At 70.2% G+C, this 21,904-nt stretch carries 20 protein-coding genes; 7 read left to right on the forward strand and 13 right to left on the reverse strand.

Going from position 1 to position 21,904, the window contains the following annotated elements:
• Positions 1-38 precede the first annotated feature (38 nt).
• On the forward strand, positions 39-1,346 hold the full coding sequence (gene pgfA, locus AC0KTM_RS23365; RefSeq protein ID WP_225330644.1) for a cell envelope lipid trafficking protein PgfA: 1,308 nt from the start codon (positions 39-41) through the stop codon (positions 1,344-1,346).
• 21 nt (positions 1,347-1,367) lie between these two features.
• Positions 1,368-3,077, forward strand: coding sequence for an MmpA family trehalose lipid delivery protein (locus tag AC0KTM_RS23370; RefSeq protein WP_225341141.1), 1,710 nt, complete (start codon positions 1,368-1,370; stop codon positions 3,075-3,077).
• On the opposite strand, the gene AC0KTM_RS23375 is transcribed toward AC0KTM_RS23370, so the two are convergent.
• The 3 genes from AC0KTM_RS23375 to AC0KTM_RS23385 are packed head-to-tail and all read right to left on the reverse strand — an operon-like array spanning position 3,057 to position 6,153.
• Positions 3,057-4,223, reverse strand: coding sequence for a glycosyltransferase family 4 protein (locus AC0KTM_RS23375; protein WP_225330267.1), 1,167 nt, complete (start codon positions 4,221-4,223; stop codon positions 3,057-3,059). The two genes, AC0KTM_RS23370 and AC0KTM_RS23375, sit on opposite strands and share 21 nt — an antisense overlap.
• 47 nt (positions 4,224-4,270) lie before the next feature.
• Positions 4,271-4,882, reverse strand: a complete 612-nt coding sequence (locus AC0KTM_RS23380) for a DedA family protein (protein ID WP_225330266.1) — start codon at positions 4,880-4,882, stop codon at positions 4,271-4,273.
• Positions 4,883-4,923: 41 nt separating this feature from the next.
• Positions 4,924-6,153, reverse strand: a complete 1,230-nt coding sequence (locus tag AC0KTM_RS23385) for a TerC family protein (RefSeq protein WP_225330265.1) — start codon at positions 6,151-6,153, stop codon at positions 4,924-4,926.
• Between the two features lie 115 nt (positions 6,154-6,268).
• On the opposite strand from AC0KTM_RS23385, the gene AC0KTM_RS23390 reads away from it, so the two are divergent.
• The 3 genes from AC0KTM_RS23390 (at position 6,269) to AC0KTM_RS23400 (ending at position 9,711) form a co-directional block, all read left to right on the forward strand.
• The gene (locus AC0KTM_RS23390; protein ID WP_225330264.1) at positions 6,269-7,033 is read left to right on the forward strand and encodes a class I SAM-dependent methyltransferase; all 765 of its coding nucleotides are present in this window, start codon (positions 6,269-6,271) and stop codon (positions 7,031-7,033) included.
• 106 nt (positions 7,034-7,139) lie between these two features.
• Positions 7,140-8,609 (forward strand): aldehyde dehydrogenase, encoded by a 1,470-nt coding sequence (locus AC0KTM_RS23395; protein WP_225330263.1) that lies wholly within the window; start codon positions 7,140-7,142, stop codon positions 8,607-8,609.
• Positions 8,610-9,030: 421 nt separating this feature from the next.
• A complete protein-coding gene (locus AC0KTM_RS23400) occupies positions 9,031-9,711 on the forward strand; it encodes a TetR/AcrR family transcriptional regulator (RefSeq protein ID WP_472408533.1) in 681 nt (226 codons plus the stop codon).
• Positions 9,712-9,714: 3 nt separating this feature from the next.
• Here AC0KTM_RS23400 and AC0KTM_RS23405 read toward each other — a convergent pair whose 3' ends face one another.
• From AC0KTM_RS23405 to AC0KTM_RS23415, 3 genes are all read right to left on the reverse strand, one after another.
• The gene (locus tag AC0KTM_RS23405) at positions 9,715-10,011 is read right to left on the reverse strand and encodes a hypothetical protein (RefSeq protein WP_008261847.1); all 297 of its coding nucleotides are present in this window, start codon (positions 10,009-10,011) and stop codon (positions 9,715-9,717) included.
• Between the two features lie 20 nt (positions 10,012-10,031).
• On the reverse strand, positions 10,032-11,546 hold the full coding sequence (locus AC0KTM_RS23410) for a class I adenylate-forming enzyme family protein (RefSeq protein ID WP_472416813.1): 1,515 nt from the start codon (positions 11,544-11,546) through the stop codon (positions 10,032-10,034).
• A gap of 210 nt (positions 11,547-11,756) precedes the next feature.
• Complete coding sequence (locus AC0KTM_RS23415) at positions 11,757-12,299, reverse strand: methyltransferase family protein (protein ID WP_472416815.1); 543 nt, start codon at positions 12,297-12,299, stop codon at positions 11,757-11,759.
• A 98-nt stretch (positions 12,300-12,397) separates the two neighbouring features.
• Here AC0KTM_RS23415 and AC0KTM_RS23420 point away from each other — a divergent pair, with 98 nt between their 5' ends.
• Positions 12,398-12,988 (forward strand): TetR/AcrR family transcriptional regulator, encoded by a 591-nt coding sequence (locus AC0KTM_RS23420; RefSeq protein ID WP_238957095.1) that lies wholly within the window; start codon positions 12,398-12,400, stop codon positions 12,986-12,988.
• On the opposite strand, the gene AC0KTM_RS23425 is transcribed toward AC0KTM_RS23420, so the two are convergent.
• From AC0KTM_RS23425 to AC0KTM_RS23445, 5 genes are all read right to left on the reverse strand, one after another.
• Positions 12,985-13,803, reverse strand: coding sequence for a crotonase/enoyl-CoA hydratase family protein (locus AC0KTM_RS23425; protein WP_225330269.1), 819 nt, complete (start codon positions 13,801-13,803; stop codon positions 12,985-12,987). The genes AC0KTM_RS23420 and AC0KTM_RS23425 overlap by 4 nt on opposite strands.
• An 83-nt stretch (positions 13,804-13,886) precedes the next feature.
• Positions 13,887-15,296 carry a WS/DGAT/MGAT family O-acyltransferase gene (locus tag AC0KTM_RS23430; protein WP_225330258.1) on the reverse strand — a complete coding sequence of 470 codons (1,410 nt, stop codon included), beginning with the start codon at positions 15,294-15,296 and terminating at the stop codon, positions 13,887-13,889.
• Positions 15,297-15,340: 44 nt separating this feature from the next.
• Entirely contained in the window at positions 15,341-16,546 is a 1,206-nt protein-coding gene (locus AC0KTM_RS23435; protein ID WP_225330257.1) for an alpha/beta hydrolase, read from the reverse strand.
• A 168-nt stretch (positions 16,547-16,714) separates the two neighbouring features.
• Entirely contained in the window at positions 16,715-17,377 is a 663-nt protein-coding gene (locus AC0KTM_RS23440; protein WP_225330256.1) for a class I SAM-dependent methyltransferase, read from the reverse strand.
• A gap of 227 nt (positions 17,378-17,604) precedes the next feature.
• The gene (locus AC0KTM_RS23445) at positions 17,605-18,333 is read right to left on the reverse strand and encodes an alpha/beta fold hydrolase (protein ID WP_472417541.1); all 729 of its coding nucleotides are present in this window, start codon (positions 18,331-18,333) and stop codon (positions 17,605-17,607) included.
• A 153-nt stretch (positions 18,334-18,486) separates the two neighbouring features.
• Between AC0KTM_RS23445 and AC0KTM_RS23450 the strand changes: the two genes are divergently transcribed.
• Positions 18,487-19,386, forward strand: a complete 900-nt coding sequence (locus AC0KTM_RS23450) for an alpha/beta hydrolase (protein ID WP_472416817.1) — start codon at positions 18,487-18,489, stop codon at positions 19,384-19,386.
• 7 nt (positions 19,387-19,393) lie between these two features.
• Here the strand turns inward: AC0KTM_RS23450 and AC0KTM_RS23455 are convergent, their stop codons facing one another.
• Together AC0KTM_RS23455 and AC0KTM_RS23460 are read right to left on the reverse strand one after the other, a co-directional pair.
• Positions 19,394-20,707, reverse strand: coding sequence for an amidohydrolase family protein (locus tag AC0KTM_RS23455; protein ID WP_472416819.1), 1,314 nt, complete (start codon positions 20,705-20,707; stop codon positions 19,394-19,396).
• On the reverse strand, positions 20,701-21,891 hold the full coding sequence (locus AC0KTM_RS23460) for a CoA transferase (RefSeq protein ID WP_472416821.1): 1,191 nt from the start codon (positions 21,889-21,891) through the stop codon (positions 20,701-20,703). Before AC0KTM_RS23460 ends, AC0KTM_RS23455 begins: the two co-directional genes overlap by 7 nt.
• Positions 21,892-21,904: the final 13 nt, after the last annotated feature.

A 21,904-nucleotide genomic window follows, 5' to 3' on the forward strand; every position in this document is an offset into this window, starting at 1 on the left:
CTGAGAAAACCAAGGGATCATGAGGAGGGCACAGCGACGTGAACCGAGCAGTCATGTTGCGGTTCGCCGCATGCGGGATCATCGGACTCGGAGCCGCCCTGCTGATCGCCGCGCTGCTGTTGTCGACGTACACCACCAGCAGGATCACCAAGGTCCCCCTGGACCTCGACGCCACGCTGGTCGGTGACGGCACCGGGACGGCGCTGGACTCCGCATCGCTGTCCACCGACCACGTCGTCGTCAACCAGAACGTGCCGCTGGTCTCCCAGCAGCAGATCAGCGTCGAATCGCCCGCCAACGCCGACGTGGTCACGCTGCAGGTCGGAAGTTCGTTGCGGCGCACGGACAAGCAGAAGGACAGCGGGCTGCTGCTGGCGCTCGTCGACACCGTCACGCTCAACCGCAAGACCGCGCTGGCCGTCTCCGACGACACCCACACCGGCGGTTCGGTCCAGAAGCCGCGCGCCGTCAACGACGAGAACCCGCCCACGGCGATGCCGCTGCGGCACGACGGGCTGTCGTACCGGTTCCCGTTCCACACCGAGAAGAAGACCTATCCCTATTTCGATCCGATCGCGCAGAAGCCGTTCGACGTCAACTACGACACCGAGGAAGACGTCAACGGGCTGACCACCTACAAGTTCACCCAGAACATCGGCTACAACGGCGACGGCAAGCTGGTGGCCCCGGTCGCGTACCCGTCGCTGCTGGCCGGCAACGAGGACGCCAAGCAGACCACGTCGGCGTCGATGTGGGGCGTCCAGGGCGCCGACCCGAACGAACAGATCACCATGACCCGCTACTACGCGGCGCAGCGCACGTTCTGGGTGGACCCGGTGTCGGGCACCATCGTCAAGCAGGCCGAGCACGCCGACCACTACTTCGCCCGGGACCCGCTCAAGCCGGAGCTCACGCTGGCCGACTACAAGGTCACCTCGAACGAGGACACCGTCGAATCCCAGGTCAACGCCGCCCGCGACGAGCGCGACCGGCTGGCGCTGTGGTCGCGGGTGCTGCCGATCACGTTCACCGCGGTCGGCCTGATCGCGCTGGTCGGTGGGGGGCTGCTGGCCTCCTTCAGCCTGCGCAGCGAGAGCGCGCTCACCGACCCCGGGTTGGATCGGGGTGACCAGGACTTCTTCGGCCGCAGCGGCCTCGAGGAACCGGTGCCCGGCGCCGAGGCCGAGACCGAGAAGCTGCCCACCCAGCGTCCCGATCTGCGCGAGGAGTCCGGCGCAGACCCGCCCGGCTCGCCCGGGGCCGCCCGACCGTCCGGCCCGGACGAGCCCACCACCGAGGCGCGGCCCACCGAGTCGAATCCGCCCGCCCCGCACGACCGCGAATAGCCCGGCGCGGATGCGTTGACCGTGCGCTGGACCCGGCCGGGGTACGCACTGGTCCTGGCGCTGCTGGTGGTCGGGCCGCTGCTGGCCCCGGGATACCTGCTGCTGCGTGACGCGGTGTCGACGCCGCGGTCGTACCTCTCCGATACCGCCCTGGGATTGACGTCGGCGCCGCGCGCCACCCCTCAGGATTTCGCGGTGGCGCTCGCCTCGCACCTGGTCGACGGCGGCGTCGTGGTCAAGGCGCTGCTGGTGTTGGGGCTGTGGCTGGCGGGCTGGGGCGCGGCCCGGCTCGTCGACGTGGCGCTGCCGGGGGCGGGCGCGCCCGGCCAGTTCGTCGCCACCACCCTGGCGATCTGGAATCCCTATGTCGCAGAACGACTTCTGCAGGGCCATTGGAGCCTGCTGGTCGGCTACGGCTGCCTGCCCTGGGTGGCGACGGCCATGCTCACGTTGCGCGCGGGATCCGGCTCGTTCTTCGGGCTGGCCTTCTGGACCGCGCTGGCCGGGCTGACCCCGACCGGGCTGCTGTTGGCCGCGACGGTGGCGCTGGTCTGCGCGCTGGTTCCCGGTACCGGCCGGCCGCGCCGGTGGTGCGCCGCGGTGGCGGTGGGCGCCGCCCTGGTGGCGGCGCTGCCGTGGCTGGTCGCGTCGGTGCTGGGTGCGTCGCTGACCGCTCACTCGGCGGCGAACCGGCTGGGGGTCGAGGCGTTCGCGCCGCGTGCCGAGCCCGGGCTCGGCACACTCGCCAGCCTGGCCAGCCTCGGCGGGATCTGGAACGGCGACGCCGTACCCGCTTCGCGCGCCACGCTTTTCGCGGTGTCCTCAGCCGTGGTGCTGCTCGGCATCGTGGCGCTGGGCCTGCCGACGGCCGCCCGCCGTCCGGTGGCGGTCCCGCTGCTCGTGCTGGCCGCGGTGTCGGTGCTGGTTCCGGCGGCGCTGGCCACCGGGCCGGGTCTACACCTGCTGGGCGCGGTCGTCGACGCCGTGCCCGGGTTCGGTGTGCTGCGCGACGGGCAGAAGTGGGTGGCGCTGGCGGTGCCCGGCTACGCCCTGGCGGGCGCCGGCGCGGTGGTGACGGTGCGCAGGTGGGTGCCACTCGCGACGGACGTGGTGACGGCGCTGGTCTGCTGCGTGGCGCTGCTGCTGGCGCTGCCCGACCTGGCCTGGGGCGTGTGGGGCAAGGTGTCGCCGGTGCACTACCCGCGCGGCTGGGCCGCCGTCGCCGCGACGATCAACGCCCGGCCGGCCGCGGTCGCGGTGTTGCCGGCCGGGACGATGCGGCTCTTCTTTTGGTCGGGCGCCGCGCCGGTCCTGGATCCGCTGCCCCGCTGGCTGCGCGCCGAGGTGCTGAGCAGCGGCGACCTGGTGATCTCGGGGACCACCATCGCGGGCGAGGGTGCGCGCGCCCGGGCCGTGCAGGAGCTGATGTTGACCGGGCCCGATCCGTCGGCGCTGGCGGCGGCGGGCGTGGGATGGCTGGTGGTGGAGTCGGACAGCGCCGGCGACATGGGGGCGGCCGCGCGCACCCTCGGCGCGCTGCCGCCGGTCTACCGGGACGACGCGATCGCGCTCTACCGCGTCGGCGGGCAGAGCGCCGGGGTGCCCGCCGATCGCCGGGCGGCGACGATCGTCGCCCACCTCGCGTGGCTGGCGCTGCTGGTCGCGGGCGCCGCGGGCGCGGGGATCGGCGCGTGGCGGCGCCGCGCCCGGTCAGCCCCGGCCGGTGACTAGGCCGTGGACCGTGCGGCCGGAGTGCACCGCGTCCAGCACGCCGCGCATCGCGTCGGCGCTTTGCGCCCAGGAGAATTCACCGCTGCGGGTGTGCGCCTTGGTGCCGAGTTGGTCGCGCAGCACCGGATCGGCGAGCAGTTCCTCGAGCCGGTCCACCAGCTCGGCGTGGGTGTCGACCAATACACCGGTCACCTCGTCGACGATCGAGTCCGACAGGCCGCCCGAGGACCGGTACCCGATGGTCGGCACCCCATGCTGGGCCGCCTCGACGACCGCCAGCCCCCAGCCCTCCTTGCGCGAGGGCAGCACGTGCACCCAAGCCCCTTGCAGCACATGGTGTTTCGTCACGTCGTCGACGTGACCATGGAATGTCACGGCGGCGCAGATGCCGAGCCGTTGTGCGTGTTCGACGAGCCGCTCGCGCCACCAGCCGTCGCCGACGATGTCGAGATGCAGGCCCGGTGTCCGCGGCAGCAGCGCCGCGACCGCTTCCAGCGCGTCCTCGATCTGCTTGTGCGGCACCAGCCGCGACAGCACGACCACCCGCGGCGCGGCCGCGCGCGGACCCGACAACGATTGGGCGGGCGCCTGATCCAGGCCGTTGCGCACCACCGCGATCTGCGTGCCGTTGACGCCCAGGGTGACCAGGTCGCGCGCGGAGGGCAGCGACACCGTCACGTACTGGTTGCGCCGGTTCACCCGGGGCGACAGCGTCGACTCGACGAACCAGCCGAGCCGGCCGAGCACCGGGCCGGCCACCGGCCACTGCTGGCGGTGGCAGTGGTGTACCAGCACCACCACGCGACGGCCGTAGACCAGCCGCGCCAAGAAGGGCAGGCCGTTCTGGGTGTCGACGACCACGTCGGGCCGCACCTTCCGCAGCGGGCCCACGCCGAGCCGGGCCGCCGCCATCGCCAGCAACGCCCAGACGTACACCGAGTAGCGGCCACCGGCGCGGTCGATCCGCACGCCGTCGACGACTTCGCGGCGCGCCGCGCCCCGATAGCGGGCGGTACGCAGCGTGACGTCGATCCCCGAGGCGGCCAGCTGCGCACCGATGCGCTGCAGATAGGCTTCGCTGCCGCCGCCCTGCGGGTGCCCGGTATCGCGCCAGCACAGCAGCAGGACCGAGCACAGAGCAGACATTAGTGGTCAAGCCTAATGGGAATCGGCCGGCGCGCCATGCGGGACCGTTAGCGCCGCACCCGCCCTTGCGTGCGGGCCCGGCGGCGGATCCATCGGATCAGTTCGATCACTCCGGCCAGCGCCAGCGCCGTGCCGAACGCCACCGCGAACGCCGCGACCGTGTTGTCGGCGAAGGCGTTGCCGCCGATGTAGCCGATCAGCGTGTTGAGCGTCGCCCACACGACGGCACCGATCGCGTCGAACACCACGAACTGGCGATAGGGAAAGTCCAGCACGCCGCAGGCGATGGTGGTGGCCGTGCGGCCCCCGGGCAGGAACCGGGCCACGATCACCAGCGGGCCGCCGTGGCGGTCCAGTTCCCGGTGTGCCCAGTCCAGGCTGCGCTGTCCCTTCTCGCCGCGGGTGATCCAGCGGCGGGCGAAATCGTCGGCCGAGTGACCGATCGCGTACGCGAGGTTGTCGCCGACGAACGCGCCGATGGCCGCCATGGCGATCACCCAGCCCAGCAGCATCGAGCCGTTGGCCGCGAGGATTCCCCCGGTGAGCAGCGCCGTCTCGCTCGGCAACAGGGGAAGGATGGCGTCGAAAGTGCAGGAGGCCAGGATCAGCGGATATGCCCACCACGAGTGGCCGAGCGCGTCAAGCAGGGAGTCGAACACTAGAGCGCAACACTACACAGCGCGGGCCGGCGCTCAGGCTCTCAGGAGGTCAGGCCCATCCTGACGAACGGCTCGGCCTCGCCCCGGCCGACGGCTTCGTCGTGCTTGGCGGCCGCGCGGTCGAACAGGTCGATCAGCGCGGGCTCGTCGCGGACCAGCTGGCGGTACTTGGGGCCGAGCGCGAGGATCTGATCGCGCTCGTCCAGCAGCTTGCGGAAGATGCGTTCGCGTTCGCCCGCGTCGTGGGTGTATTCGGAGTCGAGGTAGGCCGTCGCGTGGCGCCGGGCGCCGGCAATCGCCGTCCGGGCCTTGCCCATGGGGCTCAGTAGCGAGGCGACGACGGTGACGACCAGGACACCGACGATCACGGCCAGCGACAGGTAGGTGCTGATCTCGACGAGCGAGACCGGCTCGCCGTCGTTGATGAACGGGACGTTGTTCTCGTGCAGGGCATGCAAGATCAGCTTGACACCGATGAAGCCGAGGATCGCCGCGAGGCCATAGGACAGGTAGACGAGCCGGTCCAGCAGGCCCTCTATGAGGAAGTACAGCTGGCGCAGGCCCAGCAGCGAGAAGGCCGTGGCGGTGAACACGATGTAGACGTTCTGGGTGAGGCCGAAGATCGCCGGGATCGAGTCGAGCGCGAAGAACATGTCCGTGCCGCCGATGGCGACCATGACCAGCAGCATCGGCGTCATCGCGCGCCGGCCGTCCACCGTCGTGAACAATTTGTCGCCGTCGTAGTGCTCGGAGGTGTGCAGGACCTTCTTCGCGATCCGGATGACCACGTTGTCGGCCTTGCGGGATTCCTCGCGCTCGTCGGGCCGCAGGACGCCACCGGCCGCGACCAGCAGGATCAGCCCGAACAGGTAGAAGACCCACGCGAACGTGTTGATCAGCGTGGCGCCGAGAAAGATGAAGCCGGTCCGGGCGATCAGCGAGAAGACGATCCCGAACAGCAGCACCTTCTGCTGATCCTCGCGCGGGACCCGGAAGCTGGCCATGATCATCAGGAAGACGAACAGGTTGTCGACCGAGAGCGCCTTCTCGGTGACGTACCCGGCGAAGTATTCCGGGCCCTCCTCGTGGCCGCCGAACGCGAGCAGGCCGACGCCGAACAGCAGCGCGATGCCGACGTAGGCGAGCGACCAGAGCGCGGCCTCCCGCAGCGTCGGGGCGTGCGCCTTGCGCACATGGAAGAAGAAGTCGAAGGCCAGCAGCCCGACGATGCCCAAGACGGTCAGGGCCCACACCCAATCGGGAACATCCATTCGCTGCCTGAGCCACCTTCGTCGGAGCCATGAGCCATCGTGAGTCTGCGTCGTCGTCGCTTTCGTACCCTCTTTGCCGCCACAGTATGTGTGCCCCCGGCCGTAGGGTTGGCCGGTGGCCGTGACCGACCTCTTCGCGCGCCGGGCGACGCTGGCCCGCTCGGTGCGGCTGCTGTCGCAGTTTCGCTACGAGCGGTCGGATCCGGCCCGCTTCTACGGCGCGCTGGCCGCCGACACCGCCGCGATGGTGAGTGACCTGTGGCGGGAGGCCCACGCGGACTCCCCCGCCGGCCGCACGCTGCTCGACGTCGGCGGCGGCCCGGGCTACTTCGCGGCGGCCTTCGCCGACGCCGGGGTCCGCTACATCGGGGTCGAGCCCGACCCGGGCGAGATGCACGCGGGCGGACCCGCCGTCGCGGCGGCGGGAAGCTTCGTGCGGGCGTCGGGCATGGCGCTGCCGTTCGCCGACGATTCGGTGGATATCTGCCTGTCGTCCAACGTCGCCGAACACGTGCCGCGGCCCTGGCAACTCGGCGCCGAGATGCTGCGGGTGACCCGGCCCGGCGGGCTGGCCGTGCTGTCCTACACGGTCTGGCTGGGGCCGTTCGGCGGCCACGAGATGGGCCTGACCCACTACCTGGGCGGCGAGCGCGCCGCGGCGCGCTACGCCCGCAAGCACGGCCGTCCCGCCAAAAACAACTACGGGTCGTCGTTGTTCGAGGTGTCGGCGGCCGACGGCCTGACGTGGGCCGCGAGCACCGGCGCCGCCGTGGCCGCATTTCCCCGCTACCACCCGCGATGGGCGTGGTGGCTGACGGGCGTGCCGGTGCTGCGCGAGTTCTTGGTGAGCAATCTCGTGCTGGTCCTGCAACCCCAATAGTGAAACGTGTTCTCGTTTTGCGCCGGCTTGGGTAGGGTGGCGCCATGCCCGCCGACGACGATGACAGGGCAGTGCGATCTGAAACAAGCAGGAGGAGTGGCGGAACATGGCCGACGCTAAGACCGAATACGACAAGCTTTTCATCGGCGGCAAGTGGACGGAACCGTCGACCTTCGAGGTGATCGAGGTGACCTGTCCGGCCACCGGCGAGTACGTCGGCAAGACGCCGCTGGCCGCCGCGGCCGACGTCGACGCCGCCGTCGCCGCGGCCCGCGCCGCGTTCGACAACGGCCCCTGGCCGACCACACCGCCGAAGGAGCGCGCGGCCGTGATCGCCAACGCGCTCAAGGTGATGGAGGAGCGCAAGGACCTGTTCACCCAGCTGCTGGCGGCCGAGACCGGCCAGCCGCCGATGGGCGTCGAAACGATGCACTGGATGAGCTCGATCGGGGCGCTGAACTTCTTCGCCGGCCCCGCGGTCGACCAGGTCAAGTGGAAAGAGGTCCGCACCGGCGGCTATGGGCAGAGCATCGTTCACCGCGAGCCGATCGGCGTGGTGGGCGCGATCGTCGCCTGGAACGTGCCGCTGTTTTTGGCCGTCAACAAGCTGGGCCCCGCGCTGCTGGCCGGCTGCACGGTGGTACTCAAGCCCGCCGCCGAAACACCGCTGAGCGCAAACGCTTTGGCGGAGGCCTTCGCCGAGGCGGGGCTGCCCGAGGGCGTGCTGTCGGTGGTGCCCGGCGGGATCGAGACCGGACAGGCGCTGACCTCCAACCCGGACGTCGACATCTTCTCCTTCACCGGCAGCTCGGCGGTCGGCAAGGAGATCGGCCGTCGCGCCGCCGACATGCTCAAGCCGTGCACCCTGGAGCTGGGCGGGAAATCGGCGGCCATCGTCCTCGACGACGTCGACCTGGCTTCGGCGATCCCGATGCTGGTGTTCTCGGGAATCATGAACACCGGCCAGGCCTGCGTGGCCCAGACCCGCATCCTGGCCCCACGCTCGCGGTACGACGAAATCGTGGACGCGGTAAGCACTTTCGTGCAGGCTCTGCCGGTGGGCCTGCCGTCGGACCCGGCCGCCCAGATCGGTTCACTGATCTCGGAGAAGCAGCGGGCCCGGGTCGAGGGCTACATCGCCAAGGGCATCGAGGAGGGCGCCCGGCTGGTGTGCGGCGGCGGCCGTCCCGAGGGCCTGGATAGCGGCTTCTTCGTGCAGCCCACGGTGTTCGCCGACGTCGACAACAAGATGACGATCGCCCAGGAGGAGATCTTCGGCCCGGTGCTGAGCATCATTCCCTACGACACCGAGGAGGACGCGATCAAGATCGCCAACGACTCGGTGTACGGGCTGGCCGGCAGCGTGTGGACCGCCGACGTGCAGCGCGGCATCGAGGTGTCGGAGAAGATCCGCACCGGGACGTACGCGATCAACTGGTATGCGTTCGACCCGTGCTGCCCGTTCGGGGGCTACAAGAACTCCGGCATCGGCCGCGAGAACGGGCCCGAGGGCGTCGAGCACTTCACCCAGCAGAAGAGCGTGCTGATGCCGATGGGCCACACGATCGAAAGCTAGGTCTGGCACGCGTCGAACGTGCACTCCGGGCGGGAAATCGTCCGATTTTTCGCCGTGAGTGCATGTTCGGCGTTTGGGGGCCGCCACGGCGGCCCGGCCAGCCATCCGGCCTATCGACTATGCGATAGAGCATAATTTCGGCCGGTTTTCGGAACCGCAGGTGCGGACCGCGGCGCCGACGCGCCGTATTTGTGCGGCGTGCGTCACATTTCCCCTGAGAAATTGCTTAATTTACGGATGTCTTATATGGTTCTTAGCATAATCAAGGGCCGCACACAGGCCGGGAGAACACCATGTGGATCATTGAGCTCAACGTCGCCGGCTATCAATTCACCCGCGAGATGCCAGAATTGCGGCGCCGGACATTCCGATTCAGCCCGCGTCATATGCACTGGCCGGCGCTGCGCCACTCGCACGCTGCATGACGCCAGCCCCCGGAGGTACGACAGTGCCGACTATCGGTGACGCCACCAAGCAGCACGCCCCGCCGAAGCGCGGGGACACGCGGACAAAGATGCTGGCCAGCGCGGCCGAGGTGATGCGCGAGCGCGGCGCCGCGGGCGTGACGATCGACGCGGTGCTCGCCCGCAGCGGCGCCCCGCGCGGCTCGGTGTACTACCACTTTCCCGACGGGCGCAATCAGATCCTGACCGAAGCGCTGCGCTACTCGGGCGACTCCATCACCGCCATGATCGACGACGCCGCCGGCCGCGGCGCCCGGGCGTTGTTGGCCGAGTTCGTCGGATTTTGGGAGCGGCTGCTCACCGACGGCGGCTTCACCGCCGGGTGCCCGGTGGTGGCGGCGGCGATCGGCTGTTCCGACGAGGACGGTCCCAAGCTGTCCACCGAAGCCGGTGCCATCCTGGGCCGCTGGTGCACCGCCCTCACCCGCGCGTTCGTCAACGACGGCTTTGACGACGCCGACGCCGAGTCGCTGGCCGTGATGTCGATTGCCGCGCTGGAGGGCGCTGTCCTGCTCTCCCGCTCCACCCGCAACGCGGGCCCGCTACACCAAGTGGGTGAGCAGCTCGAATTCCTGATCAAGGCAAAGGAATTCGTCCTCCGGAACAAAATTCCGGCCAAGCATGACGACTCGCAGTGACGTTCAGTCGCTCGCGGGTAACGGCTTGACCTCTTTGAGGTGCAGCGCGGTCTGCCCGATGCTCAGGCTCCCGGCGCCGGGCTTGGTCACCAGCACCTCGGCGCCGGATTCGTCCACGTAGCGCTTGCCCATGACCGTGCCGTCGGAAAACGCCGGGTCCAGTTCGCCCGAGCGCTCGGCGCCCACCGGCACCATCGGCGCACCGCCACACCGCAGGTCGTCGAGGCTGTCCGCACTTCTGACGACGATCACCTGGGTGTCGCATACCTGGCTGGCGAGACGAGTTCCGTTCTTGATCATTGATTTCCGTCCTTGATCGCTTACTGCTGGGCCGGCGCGGAGCGCAATTCCGTAAGGGTCTGGATGATCTCCCGCCGCAACACCTTGCCGGTGGCGGTGGTGGGCAGCTCGTCGCGAAACACTACCTCGTCGGGGGTGCGTGATCCGCGCAAACTCTTGCGGACGAATTCGCGCAGTTCCGCGGGGTCGGGGTCGACGCCGGGCGCCGGCACCACCACCGCGACGATCGCCTGGCCCCACTGCGGATCCTCGACACCGACCACGGCGACGTCCCGGACGTGGGGGTGCTCGACGAGGACCTCTTCGAGCTCGGCGGGCGCGATGTTCTCGCCGCCGCGGATGATGGTGTCGTCGCTGCGCCCGCCGATGAACAGGTAGCCCTCGTCGTCGAGCATGGCGATGTCCTTGGTCGGGAACCAGCCGTTCTCGTCGAGCACCGAGCCGATCCCGGTGTAGCGGCCCGAGACCTGCTCGCCCCGCACGTACAGCTCACCGGTCTCGCCCGGCGGCAGCACATTGCCGGCCTCGTCGCGGATCTGCAGCTCGATGCCCGCGACCGCCTGCCCGACCGACCCCAGCCGCCGCGCGCCCTCGGCCGTCGACGCCGCCAGCGCCGCGCGATGGTCGTCGGGAGTCAGGACCGCGATCGTCGAGCTGGTCTCGGTCAGGCCGTAGGCGTTGACGAAGCCCACGTCGGGCAGCAGCTCGAGGGCCCGCCGCACCAGCGGCAACCCGACCTTGGAGCCGCCGTAGGCGAGGTTGCGCAGCGACGGCAGCTCGATGGGCGCCCCGTCGTTGTCCAGCACGGTGATGATCCGGTCGAGCATGGTCGGCACCACCGTCGCGGTGGTCACGTGCTCGGCGTTGATCAACCGAACCCATTCCTGCGCATCGAAATTGGGCAGGTACACCATCTTTCGGCCGGCATACAGGTTTGACAGCGCGGCGCTGACCCCGGCGATGTGATACGGCGGCACGCAGATCAGGGCGGCGTCGGTGTCGGAGGCCGCCCCGAACTCCACCGTCCCGGTGACGTAACTGGTCAGGTTGTTGTGCGAGAGCTCGACGGCCTTGGGCTGCGAGGTGGTGCCCGAGGTGAACAGCACGATCGCGACGGAGTCCGGGTCGGGGAACTCCGCAGCCGGCTCGGCCGTGCGGGCGGCCTCGAGGAAGTCGTCGGACACCATCACCCGGTCCGACACATCGCCGATCATCTCCCGGTACCGGGCGTCGACGACCACCAACGGCTCGGGCAGCCGCTCGATCAGCGCCTGGATGCCCTCGGCGGAGAGCCGGTAATTGATCGGGGTGAAGGCCACCCCGGCGCGCGCCGCGGCGAAGATCAGTACCGGCAGCATCGCGCCGCCGGTACCGACATAGGCAACGTGCTTGGCATTCGACCCGGCGATCACCCCCGCGCCGCCGTCGGCGAGATCGCTGAGCTGTTGTGTTGTCAGCCGCAGGTCTCCGGACAACACCGCCGTGCGCTCGGCGTCGCCCGATGCGGCCATCTCGAGCAGCAGCGAAATGCTCATCCTCGATCTTTCTGGATTCCCGGCCCTTTACAAATCTCGTCTGCAGTGTAACTCAGCCGGGTTGCCCCCCGATGTCGAGCGTCCCGCGCGGCCGGCGCCCTGGTCACGGCGGGTCCCTCGGCGCCGACGACATGGCCGGTTGAGCGCTCGTCGGTGAGGGGTGGGACGGGAAACCCGAGTGCGATCGGTGCCGGGCGCTCCGCGACGGCCTCAGCAACGAGCGGGCGGATCCCAGGCCGAGACCCGCGGGAACCAGCGCGGCACGTTGCTCCGGTAGTCCACGTATTCGCCGCCATAGCGCTCGGCGAGATGGGGCTCCTCCCAGAACCGAATGGCGATCGCCTGGAACGTGAAGAAGGTTGTGAGCCAAAGCAATAGCGGGCCCGACGCGATGATGGCCGCCTCGCCGAGCAGGATGCACAGTACGCCGGTGATCATCGGGTTCCGCACGTGCCGGTAGGGACCTCGCACCACCAGATGGACCGGCTCGCCCATCACGTTGCCCAGCCCGAGCGTGCCCTCGCCCACCCGGTCAAACAGCACGTTGGTCCAGATCATCAGGGCCACACCGGCGGCGATCAGTATGCAGCCGAGTGTGATCAGACCGATCGTCGGCGCCGCACCCAGGTGCGGCGCGCGCACGCCTGTCGGGCCGACGATCAGGGCCGGCACCACGAGCGTCACCGTCGCCGGGAACAGCAGGACCGACATCAGGTGTCGCCACCACAGGCGTCGCCGCGTCCTCGTCACCATGGGAGACCTCCTCTATCGAATACTTCAACCTCCGTTCAAGAACTAACGTACGCCGCACGACGGCATTCGCCAACGCTTGTTGAAGTATTGTGGTGCGCATGCCAGCTGCGCGGCGCGCCGGCCGGTGGCGCACCGGTCAAGTGAACAGACAGCGCATCATCGACGCCGCGCGCGAACGCTTCATGCGCGACGGGTACGAGCGGGCCACCGTCCGCGCGATCGCGGCCGACGCCGGTGTGGACGTCGCGATGGTCTACTACTTTTTCGGCAACAAGGAAGGCCTGTTCACCGCGTCCACGCTGACCGGTCCCGAGCACCCCTTGCACCAGCTGGCCACGCTGCTCGACGAGGGGACCGAACGGATCGGCGAGAGGCTGGTGCGGCGCTTCCTCGAGCACTGGGAGCAAGGCGCCGTCTTCGAGCCGTTCCTGACGCTGTGGCGCTCGGCGGCGATCCACCCCGAGGCGCGAAAGGTGTTGCACGACAGCCTCGCCGGGCCGATCGCCAAGCGGGTCGCGGCGGAATTCGGGGTGGCCGATGCCGAGCTACGGGTCGAGCTGGTGGCCAGCCACCTGGCCGGGCTCGCTTTCGCGCGTTACCAGCTGAAGATAGAGCCACTCGCGTCGAGCACCGTCGAGGACCTGGTCGGCTGGCTGGGGCCGACGCTGCAGCGCTATCTGACCGATTAGGTGCCCGTCCACTTGGGCGGGCGCTTCTCGGCGAAGGCGATGGCGCCCTCCTTGGCGTCGTTGGAGGAGAACACCGGTGCCAGCAGCTTGTTCTGCTCGGCGAACATGGTCTCGGGGCTCCAGCCGCGGGACTCGACGATGATCTGCTTGGTGGCGGCCACCGCCAGCGGCCCGTTCGCCGCGATCTTCTCCGCCAGCTCGATCGCCGCATCCAGCGCCGACCCGGGGTCCGCGAGGACGTTGACCATCCCCAGCGCGTGCGCCCGCTCCGCGCTCAGGTTCTCACCCGTCAGCGCCAGTTCCATGGCGATCGCGGAGGGGATGCGCTGCGGCAGCCGCAGCAGCCCGCCGCCCCCGGCGACCAAGCCGCGCTTGACTTCCGGGATGCCGAACGCCGAGTCCTTCGAGGCCACGATCAGGTCGGTCGCCAACGCCAGTTCGGTGCCGCCGGCCAGCGCGTAGCCCTCGACCGCCGCGATCAACGGTTTGACCGGCGGGCGCTCGGTGAAGCCCATCCCGCGGCCCTCGACGATGGGCAGCTCGCCCCGGGCGAAGGCCTTGAGATCCATGCCCGCGCAGAACGAGCCGCCCGCGCCGGTGAGGATGCCCACCGACAGGCCGGGTTCGCCGTCGAGCCGGTCGACGGCGGCGGCCAGGCCGTTGGCCACCGCGGAGTTGACCGCGTTCTTGGCCTTCGGCCGATTGATCGTGATGATGAGGATCCGGTCCCGCTGTTCGACCAGGACTTCGGGTTCGTTGGCCTCTTCGCTCACGGTGCTCCCTTGTTCGTCACGGTGCTGACTTGTCGGACCGATGGTAACGGTCGACGGGAACGGCGTTAACGTGCCGGCGAGATTCGGGTTACCGCCGGGCGCGGTCACCGACCGGGCCGGGCCGGTCAGGCCGGTGCCATCGCGGCTTCGACGGTGGTGAGCTTCTCCGAAAACCCTGCGGCCCTGCGTATTTCGATGAAGTCGTCGACCATGGCGTCGGTCACCTCGTGCGGATCCTTGCACGTGGCCCCGTCGGCGAGCACCGAGATGTTGAGCTGATCGACATAACTCCACACGGTGATGTTGAGCCCACTGCCGGCCGTCAACGGGCCCACCGAATAGATCTCGGTGACGAGCGCCCCGCCGACCCGGCCGCGCTCCCGCGGCCCCGGGACGTTGGAGATGTTCAGGTTCAGGATCCTGTTGTGGCCGTCGCGGCCGGACGCCCACCGGAAGAACGCCTGGGTGGGTCCGGGCGGCATGTAGGCCGCCCACCGGCTGACCAACTCCGGTCCCATCAGCTGATTGCTTTCCTTGGCGGCGATGGCGTTCTCGTGGGCGCACCGCACCCGCTCGAGCGGATCGTCGGAATCGGTCGGTAGGCCCACCAGCACGCCGGTGAAACGGTTGCCGGAGATCCGCTCGGGTGAGAAGTCGAAACTCATTGGCACCGACGCCAGCAACGGTTCGGCCTTGCCGTCGTAGCGCAACAGCAGGGTGCGCAACGCGCCCGTCGCCATGGCCAGGACCATGTCGTTGATGGTCGCCCCGAGCCGCTTGCCGGTCTCCTTGACGTCGGCCAGAGCCAGTGTGGCGGTGGCGAACCGGCGCTCCGGCGTGATCTTGTGGTTCATGAACGTCGGCGGCGGCTCGAACGGTCGCGTCAATTCCGGGGAGAATTTGCGCGCGCTGCGGCGCACCCGGCCCAAACCCTGTGCGGTGTAGCGGATGGTGTGCGGCAGCCGCCCGACGTGGCGGACGTGGTCGGCGAACGCCGAGGCCATGAGCTGTCGCGTGGTCGGGGGCGGGTCGCACATGTACGGTCCGCCCTCCGGGCACGGCTGCAGGTCCATGCCGCGGGCCAACAAATTCGCCGACGCGACGCCGTCGGCGAGCGCGTGGTGAATTTTGCCGACCACCGCAATCCTGTTGTTGGCCAACCCTTCCACGAAGTACATCTCCCAGAGCGGGCGGCTGCGATCGAGCGGGGTGCTGGCGATTTGCCCGATGGCCTCGTCCAGCTCGCGGCGACCCCCGGGCGGCGCCACCTGCCACGGGCGAATGTGATAGTCGAGGTCGACCTCGCAGTTCTCCCGCCACATCGGGTGGTGGAAGTTGAGCGGGACCTCGATGAGCTGGTAGCAGAACGGATCGAGCTTGTTCAGCCGGCCGGCGATGACTTGCCGGAACGCGTCGACGTCCAGGGAACGCCGATCGGCGTCCAGTTCGATGACGGCGGCCTTGATGGTGTGCATGTGCACGTTCGGCGTTTCGCTGTACAGCAGCACCGAGTCCCAGCCGCTAAGCCTCTTCACCGCCACCCCTTACCCATAGAGGGACAATACTCAGCGGCGCCGGGTCAGATAACCTCTTTTGCCCCGATCCGTGTCTTGGCGCGATAAACCTGGTTGAGGAACAGCGAGGCGACGTGCGCGGCCGCGCCGGCCCGCTCGCCGTCGATGAGGTCGTATCCATGGCCCGCGCCCGGCAGCTCCAGGTAGCCGACCGTCGAATGCGACACCGTCCTCAGCCGTTCGACGAAGCTGCGCGCCTGCTCGACGGGGATGACGCTGTCCTTGCTGCCGTGAATCACCAGGAAGGGCGGCGCATTACGGTGCACCCGGGCGATCGGCGAGGCGGCCCGGAAAACCTCGGGGTGACGGGCGATCGATTTCCTGACCACCACCCGCTCCAGGAAGTCGACGAACCGCTCCCGCTCCGGCGTCGAGCGGTCCTCCCAGTCGTAGCGGCCATAGATTCCGACGACCGCGTCCACCGACGTGTCCGCACCCTCGGGCAGCTTCGCCTGGTACTGCGGGTCATCGGCGGTCAGGCCGGCCAGCGCGCACAGGTGGCCGCCGGCCGAACACCCCGCTATCGCAACGAAATTGCGGTCACCGCCGAACTTGTCGACGTTGGCGCGCGCCCACGCGATGGCGGTTTTGACGTCGACGATGTGGCGCGGCCAGCGGTGGTGCGGCGCGACGCGGTAGTCGACCGCCAGGCACACCCACCCCTGCTCGGCCAGCCGTGACATCAGCGCGGACCCCTGACCCATGCACTTGCCATGCACCCAGGCGCCGCCGGGCAGGAAGATCAGGACCGGCGCGGGCTGGGCGGGCAAGTCGGCGCGACGCCAGACGTCGAGGACCTGCGCGGGGTGGTCCCCGTAGTGGACGCCGCGGCGATACAGGTGGCGGCGCTGCCGCAGGCCCTCCCAGATCGGCGGGGTCCGTTCGGCCGCCGGCCAATCCATTTCGAGATCCGCCGCCGACACGACGCCCCGCAGCGCAGCGAGGGAGACCTGCTGCGTGCTCTCCCGGTCCCGGCGCCGCGCGTCGTTGATCCCCGGGGTGAACCAGTCCTTGGTCGCCGCGGAAATCGCCGCCGGCGCGTGCCTGGCACCCCAGACGCCCATGGCGGTCATCGCGGCCAGCGGCTCGAGGTGTTTGCCGACCACCGGCAGCGAGGCCCCGGCCTCGCTCAGCGCCAGCGCATAGTCGGCGGGCCCGGCCCGCAGCAACCATTTCACCCACGGTGTGATGCCAGGTCGGTTCGCCGTCATGTCGGGAACTGTACCCCCGGGTAGGTCGGCGAAACTGATGTTTACGTAGAACCGGCTATGGTTGCGATTTCGCTTTGCCCGGCGGGGTCGCTGAATGGGTTATTGACCCTGTCTGGAATGCATTTGGCGGTTCGCTGCGCGCGGCGGATTTAGCTGCGTGCGACACGCTCAGACCGCCGCCAGGCTGGCGATCACCCGGTCGCCGATCAGGCGGACGCCGGTCAGCGTCAGCCCCACCTGCGCGGCCAGCGCCGCGGCGCTGTCCACCCCGACGGTGGCCCAGCGAAACCAGGGCCCGACCTCGCACGACGACTCGAGGCGGACCCAGCGCGACCGGATGCCGATGGTCTCGGCTTCGAATTCGGCGATGCACCGGCCGCCGCGGGCCAACAGCTCGAATGCGCGCCCGAGAATGCGCAGCGGGTCCCCGCCCAGGCCGACGTTGCCGTCGACCAGTAGGACCGTCTGCCACAAGCCCGTTCCGGGCAGCTCCTCGAACACGTCCCCCAACAGGGCCGGCGCACCGCCGCGACCCGCCAGCTGGATCGCGGTCGCGGACCGGTCGATGCCGAGCGCGGGGATGCCCCGCTGGATCAGCCTCGCCACCAACCGCCCCGGACCGCAGCCCAGCTCGATGGTCGGCCCGGTGCACATCTGCGTGACGGCTTCGTCGAAAACCTCGTCGACGGCGTCATCGGCTACGCCGGAGCCGTTCGGGGGACATCGCACGCCCAGCCAGCGGTGCGCCGGCAGCGGCCGCAGTTCGCCGTCGTCATGACGGATCCAACATCGCTCCCCGCCGAGCGCCCGATCGTAAAGCTGCCCCAGCATGTCTCGCCCCTCGCGTCGCGGCCGATCGGGCGGCCTGCAGACGCTCGGCCCCAGGCGGGACGTTGCGAACACGAGCCGACAACCCCAACAAGCTGACGGCAAGCACGTTCGCCAGCATTGCACCGATACCCCGATCGCGGCCCGGTTAATCCACAGCGTTGTGGGCCCTGCGCGGACCCGTTAGGGCTACGTCGCAGCGCGTGTTTCGGTTCGATAAATGTGTCGCGTCACCCGAACAGAAACGACTCCAGCAGCGCGTTCACCCGGGCGGGGTGCTCCAGCGCCGCGAGGTGCGCGACCCCGTCCAGCACGGCGAAGGACGCGGTGGGGATCGACTCGGCCATGGCCCGGGTTTCGGCCACCGGGAAGGTGGCGTCCTCCGCGCCGGCGACCACCAGCACCGGCGCGGTGACGCGCCCCAGCAGGGCGTGCTGGTCGGGCCGGGCCGACACGACGCTGCGCACCGCCCAGCGCACCGAATCGGTGTTCACCGCAGTCACGTTCGCCCGCACGGTCTCGACCACATCCGGGCGGGTGCGCAGCGTGGTCGGCCCCAGGAAGGCGCGGATGCTCGGGCCCGTCAGCGGCGGCCGGATGCCGCCGAGCATTTGCGCCAGCCACAGCATGGCGGCGTACTGAACCTTTTGCGCGACACCGGCTTTGGAGGCCGTGCAATTCATCAGCACGGCGCGGTCGACCCGGTCGGGGTGCAGGGCGGCGAAGGTGCCGCCGATCATCCCGCCCCAGGAATTGCCGACGAAGTGGGCCCGGTCGATGCCGAGCCCGTCCAGCAGGTCGACGACGCAACGCGCGCAGTCGGGAAAGCTGAACGGCCCGCTCAGCGGTGTGCTGCCGCCGTGGCCGGGCGGGTCGATGAGCACCAGGCGATGGCTGTCGCCGAAGCGTTCGGCCTGACCGGCCCACAGCTCGCCCGTCATCAGCAGGCTGGGCCACATCAGGACCGCGGGCCCGGCCCCGTCGCTCACCTGGACCCGAAGCGTCCCGAGGGCCGTGTCGACGAATCGCGTCGCGAGCTGGGGCACGCTGCCTCCCGGTGTCTGATCACTGATAGCTGTCCCTTGATTTTCCCCGTCGGTGATACTGGATCGGTGACGAACGACGCTGTTCATCCTGACCTGCAAAGACTCGCCCGCTTCGCCCCTCGGCGACTCGTCGGCCCCCGCACCCTGCCCGTCATGCGGAAAGCGATGGCCTGGCGGTCACGCCTGGGCAAGCCCGTCCGCGACGTCGAGGTGATCACCCTGGAGTCGGGTGCCGGGGTTCGGCTGTTCCGGCCCGCGGGCGTCAGCGAGCCGACGCCCGCGCTGTTGTGGATCCATGGCGGCGGATACGTGATCGGCGACGCCCGGCAGGACGACCGGTTGTGCAGCGGGTTCAGCAGGCGCCTCGGCATCACCGTCGCGTCGGTGGAATATCGTCTGGCGCCCGAACATCCGTATCCCGCACCGCTGGAAGACTGCTACGCGGCGCTGAGCTGGCTCGCCGGCCTGCCGTCGGTGGACCGGTACCGGGTTGCCATCGGCGGCGCCAGCGCCGGCGGTGGACTCGCCGCGGCCCTGGCGCTGCTGGCCCGCGACCGCGCCGAGGTGAGCCCCTCGTTCCAGCTGCTGACCTATCCCATGCTCGACGACCGCAGTTCGGCCACCGCGCCCAGCGCGAACTACCGCCTCTGGGACAACCGCAGCAACCGATTCGGCTGGGACGCCTACCTGGGCAACGCGGACCCGCAGGTCGCCGTGCCGGCGCGGCGCGAGGACCTCAGCGGCCTGCCGCCGGCGTGGATCGGTGTGGGCACCCACGACCTGTTCCACGACGAGGACTTGGCCTACGCCGAACGCCTCAAGGCCGCCGGGGTGCCGTGCCAGGTCGAGATCGTTCCCGGCGCCTTCCACGGATTCGACCTGATCGCACCGAAACTTCAAGTGTCGCAACAGTTCTTCGCCAGCCAATGCGACATCCTGCGCGCGGCGCTCGCGCCGGCGTCCTGATCGCCGGTCACATCGCGAAGTACACCAGCTCGCCGCCGATGACGGTGGCGGCCACCATGCCGGCGTCGAGTTCCGCCAGCGCCGTCGCCGGCGGCTCACTGAGCACGCACAGGTCGCCCGGCTGCCCGGCGCGCACGGCGCGCGCCCGGTCCGGCTGATCCGCCCGGCCCAGAAACATCGTCAAAGCCGTTGACGGCGAGACACATTCGCCGGCGCCCAGAACGGCGCCGCTCGGTGTGGTGCGGTGCACCGCGGCACGCATCGCCGTCCACGGGTCGCCATGGCCGAACGGCATGTCGGTGGACAGCGCGACCGGCACGCCCGCGTCGCGCAGCGCCGCGACGCGCCACAGCTGATCGTGCTCGGCGGCGGGCACCTCGGCGAGGTACTGATCGCCGCGCTCGGCGACGAAGTTGGGCTGGGTGACGACGGTGACCCCGAGCTCGACGAGATCGGCCACGTTGTCGTCGGGCACCACCGCGGCGTGTTCGATGCGGTCCCGCGGGTGGCCACCGGCCGCGCGCAGGGCCGCGATGGTCACCACCAGCTGGGCGGCGGTCACGCAGTGCACGGCCACCGGTAGCCCCGTGTTGTGCTGCCGGGCAATCCATTCCGTGAGGCCGTCGAGGTCGAGGCGGTCGTCGTGCAGGATCTTCTTGCCCGGGGACAGGAAGCTGACCCGTGGCCGGAACTCGCCGCGGCCGTGCGCCGCCGAGAGCGAGGCCCTGTCGTCGGCGTTGAGGTCGGGGGTGGCATCGGTGACGCCGGTGACGCCGGTCGCCGTGATGCGGCGGCTGAGTTCGGCCAGGTCGGTTTCGCGCCGGTCGAGGGCCTGCGACCAGCCGTCGTCGGCGCTGCGCAGTCGGCCGTCGGGGTGTTCGGCCAGGCCGACCCGGCCCAGCGCCTCGGAGTTGAGGATCCACAGCGCACCGCTGCGGTGCTGGATGCGCACGGGAACGCTGCGGACCATCGCGTCCAGCGCGGTCCGGTCGAGTTCTCCGGCGACCGAATCGTGGTAACCGACAGCGCGAATCCACCCGTCGGGCCCGGGCGTGGCGTTCGCCAATAACTGGGTGAGCTCGGCTTCGCTGCTGACCCCGGGCGGCCCGACGAAAAACGAATCGAGCGCCGAAGCCGCCGAGCGCAGGTGCACGTGGTGGTCGTGCAGCCCGGGCAGCACGGTTCCGCCGCCCGCGTAGAGCACACCCTCCCCCGCCCGGGGCGTCAGGCCCTCACCCGAGGGCGCCATCTCCTCGATCTGCGTGCCCACCCGGATGTCGGTCACGGTCCCATCCAGCAGGGTGGCCTGCCGAATCAGCATGACAGGCAACGCCTTTGGCCGACCAGCCGGCGCACCGCCCCGTTGTCGGCGCCCAGCCCGGACGCCGGTGGGGACGCCGGCGGAGCCGACGGCGGGGACACCGTCGCGGGCGAAACCGACGACCCGGTCGGCAGCCCCGCGTAGGTCGCGGCGACCGACGCCATGGACAGCCGGATCAACTCGCCCCCGCCACGCGCCAGGGACTCGGCCACCGCCAGGGCGGCCTGTAGCCCGGTCAGCGGGTCGGCGATGGCGTCGCCGCAGAACACCGGCCCCTCGTCGCTGGTCCCCACCAGGCCGCCGCCCACCGCGGCGTCGTCCCCGAATCCCGGCCTGCGGCCGTCATAGGCGGTGATTTGCAACCAGATTTGGCCCGGCCGCGGTGCGACGTCGTCCGGTCCGAGGCCCCGGCGCGCCAGCCCGGCCGGACGGGAGCCCTCGATGACGACGTCGCTGACGGTGAGGAGCTCGCGCAGTTCGTCGGTCTGGCTGTCGAAATCGAGTCCATAGCAGAGCTTTTCGTGGTTCATCCAGTCGAAAAAGGATTGGTCTCCGGCGCGGGTGCCGTCCGGGCGGCGCGGGCTTTCCACCTTGACGACCGTCGCCCCGGCGCGGGCCAGCAGCTGGCCGCACAGCGGGCCCGCCCACATCGACGACAGGTCGGCCACCAGCAGGCCGCGCGGCGCGCGCGCGGGCGCCGGCGGCCCGATTCGGCGCGTGCGGGGCGGCGCGGCCGTCACCTCGCCCAGGCCCGCCGCCGGGATGTCGAGCAGCGCCGCCCGCTCGACGATTTCGGGGACCGCACGGGCGGCGACCCACCGTTGCAGCTGCGGCCACGGGTCGACGGCCACCTCGTCGGCCTGCAGCAGCGCGGGGACGGCGGCGAGGTCGTCGGCGCGCGAGAGGGTGAGCGCGCACCAGCCGTCCCGCGCCGCGAGCAGGCGGGTGGCGCCGCCGGGCGACACCCGGCCGGCGCGGGTCAGGCCCCGCAGGGCGGCCCGCCCGGTCAGCAGCCCGGCCGCGTCGACCTGCACGCCCCAGCGGCCGCCGATGGCCGCCGCCACCTCCTGCGCGCGGGGCAGCACACGGGCCCGGGAGAAGTCGGCGGGGCCGTCGGGCAGGCCCGTCAGGTAGGCCAGCCCACTGCTTCCCCAGGTGGTCGCCGCCGAGCTCACGCCCCCCATTGTGCTCGTGGCA

This window comes from Mycobacterium sp. NTMscope_Eco_3 (genome assembly GCF_976985685.1).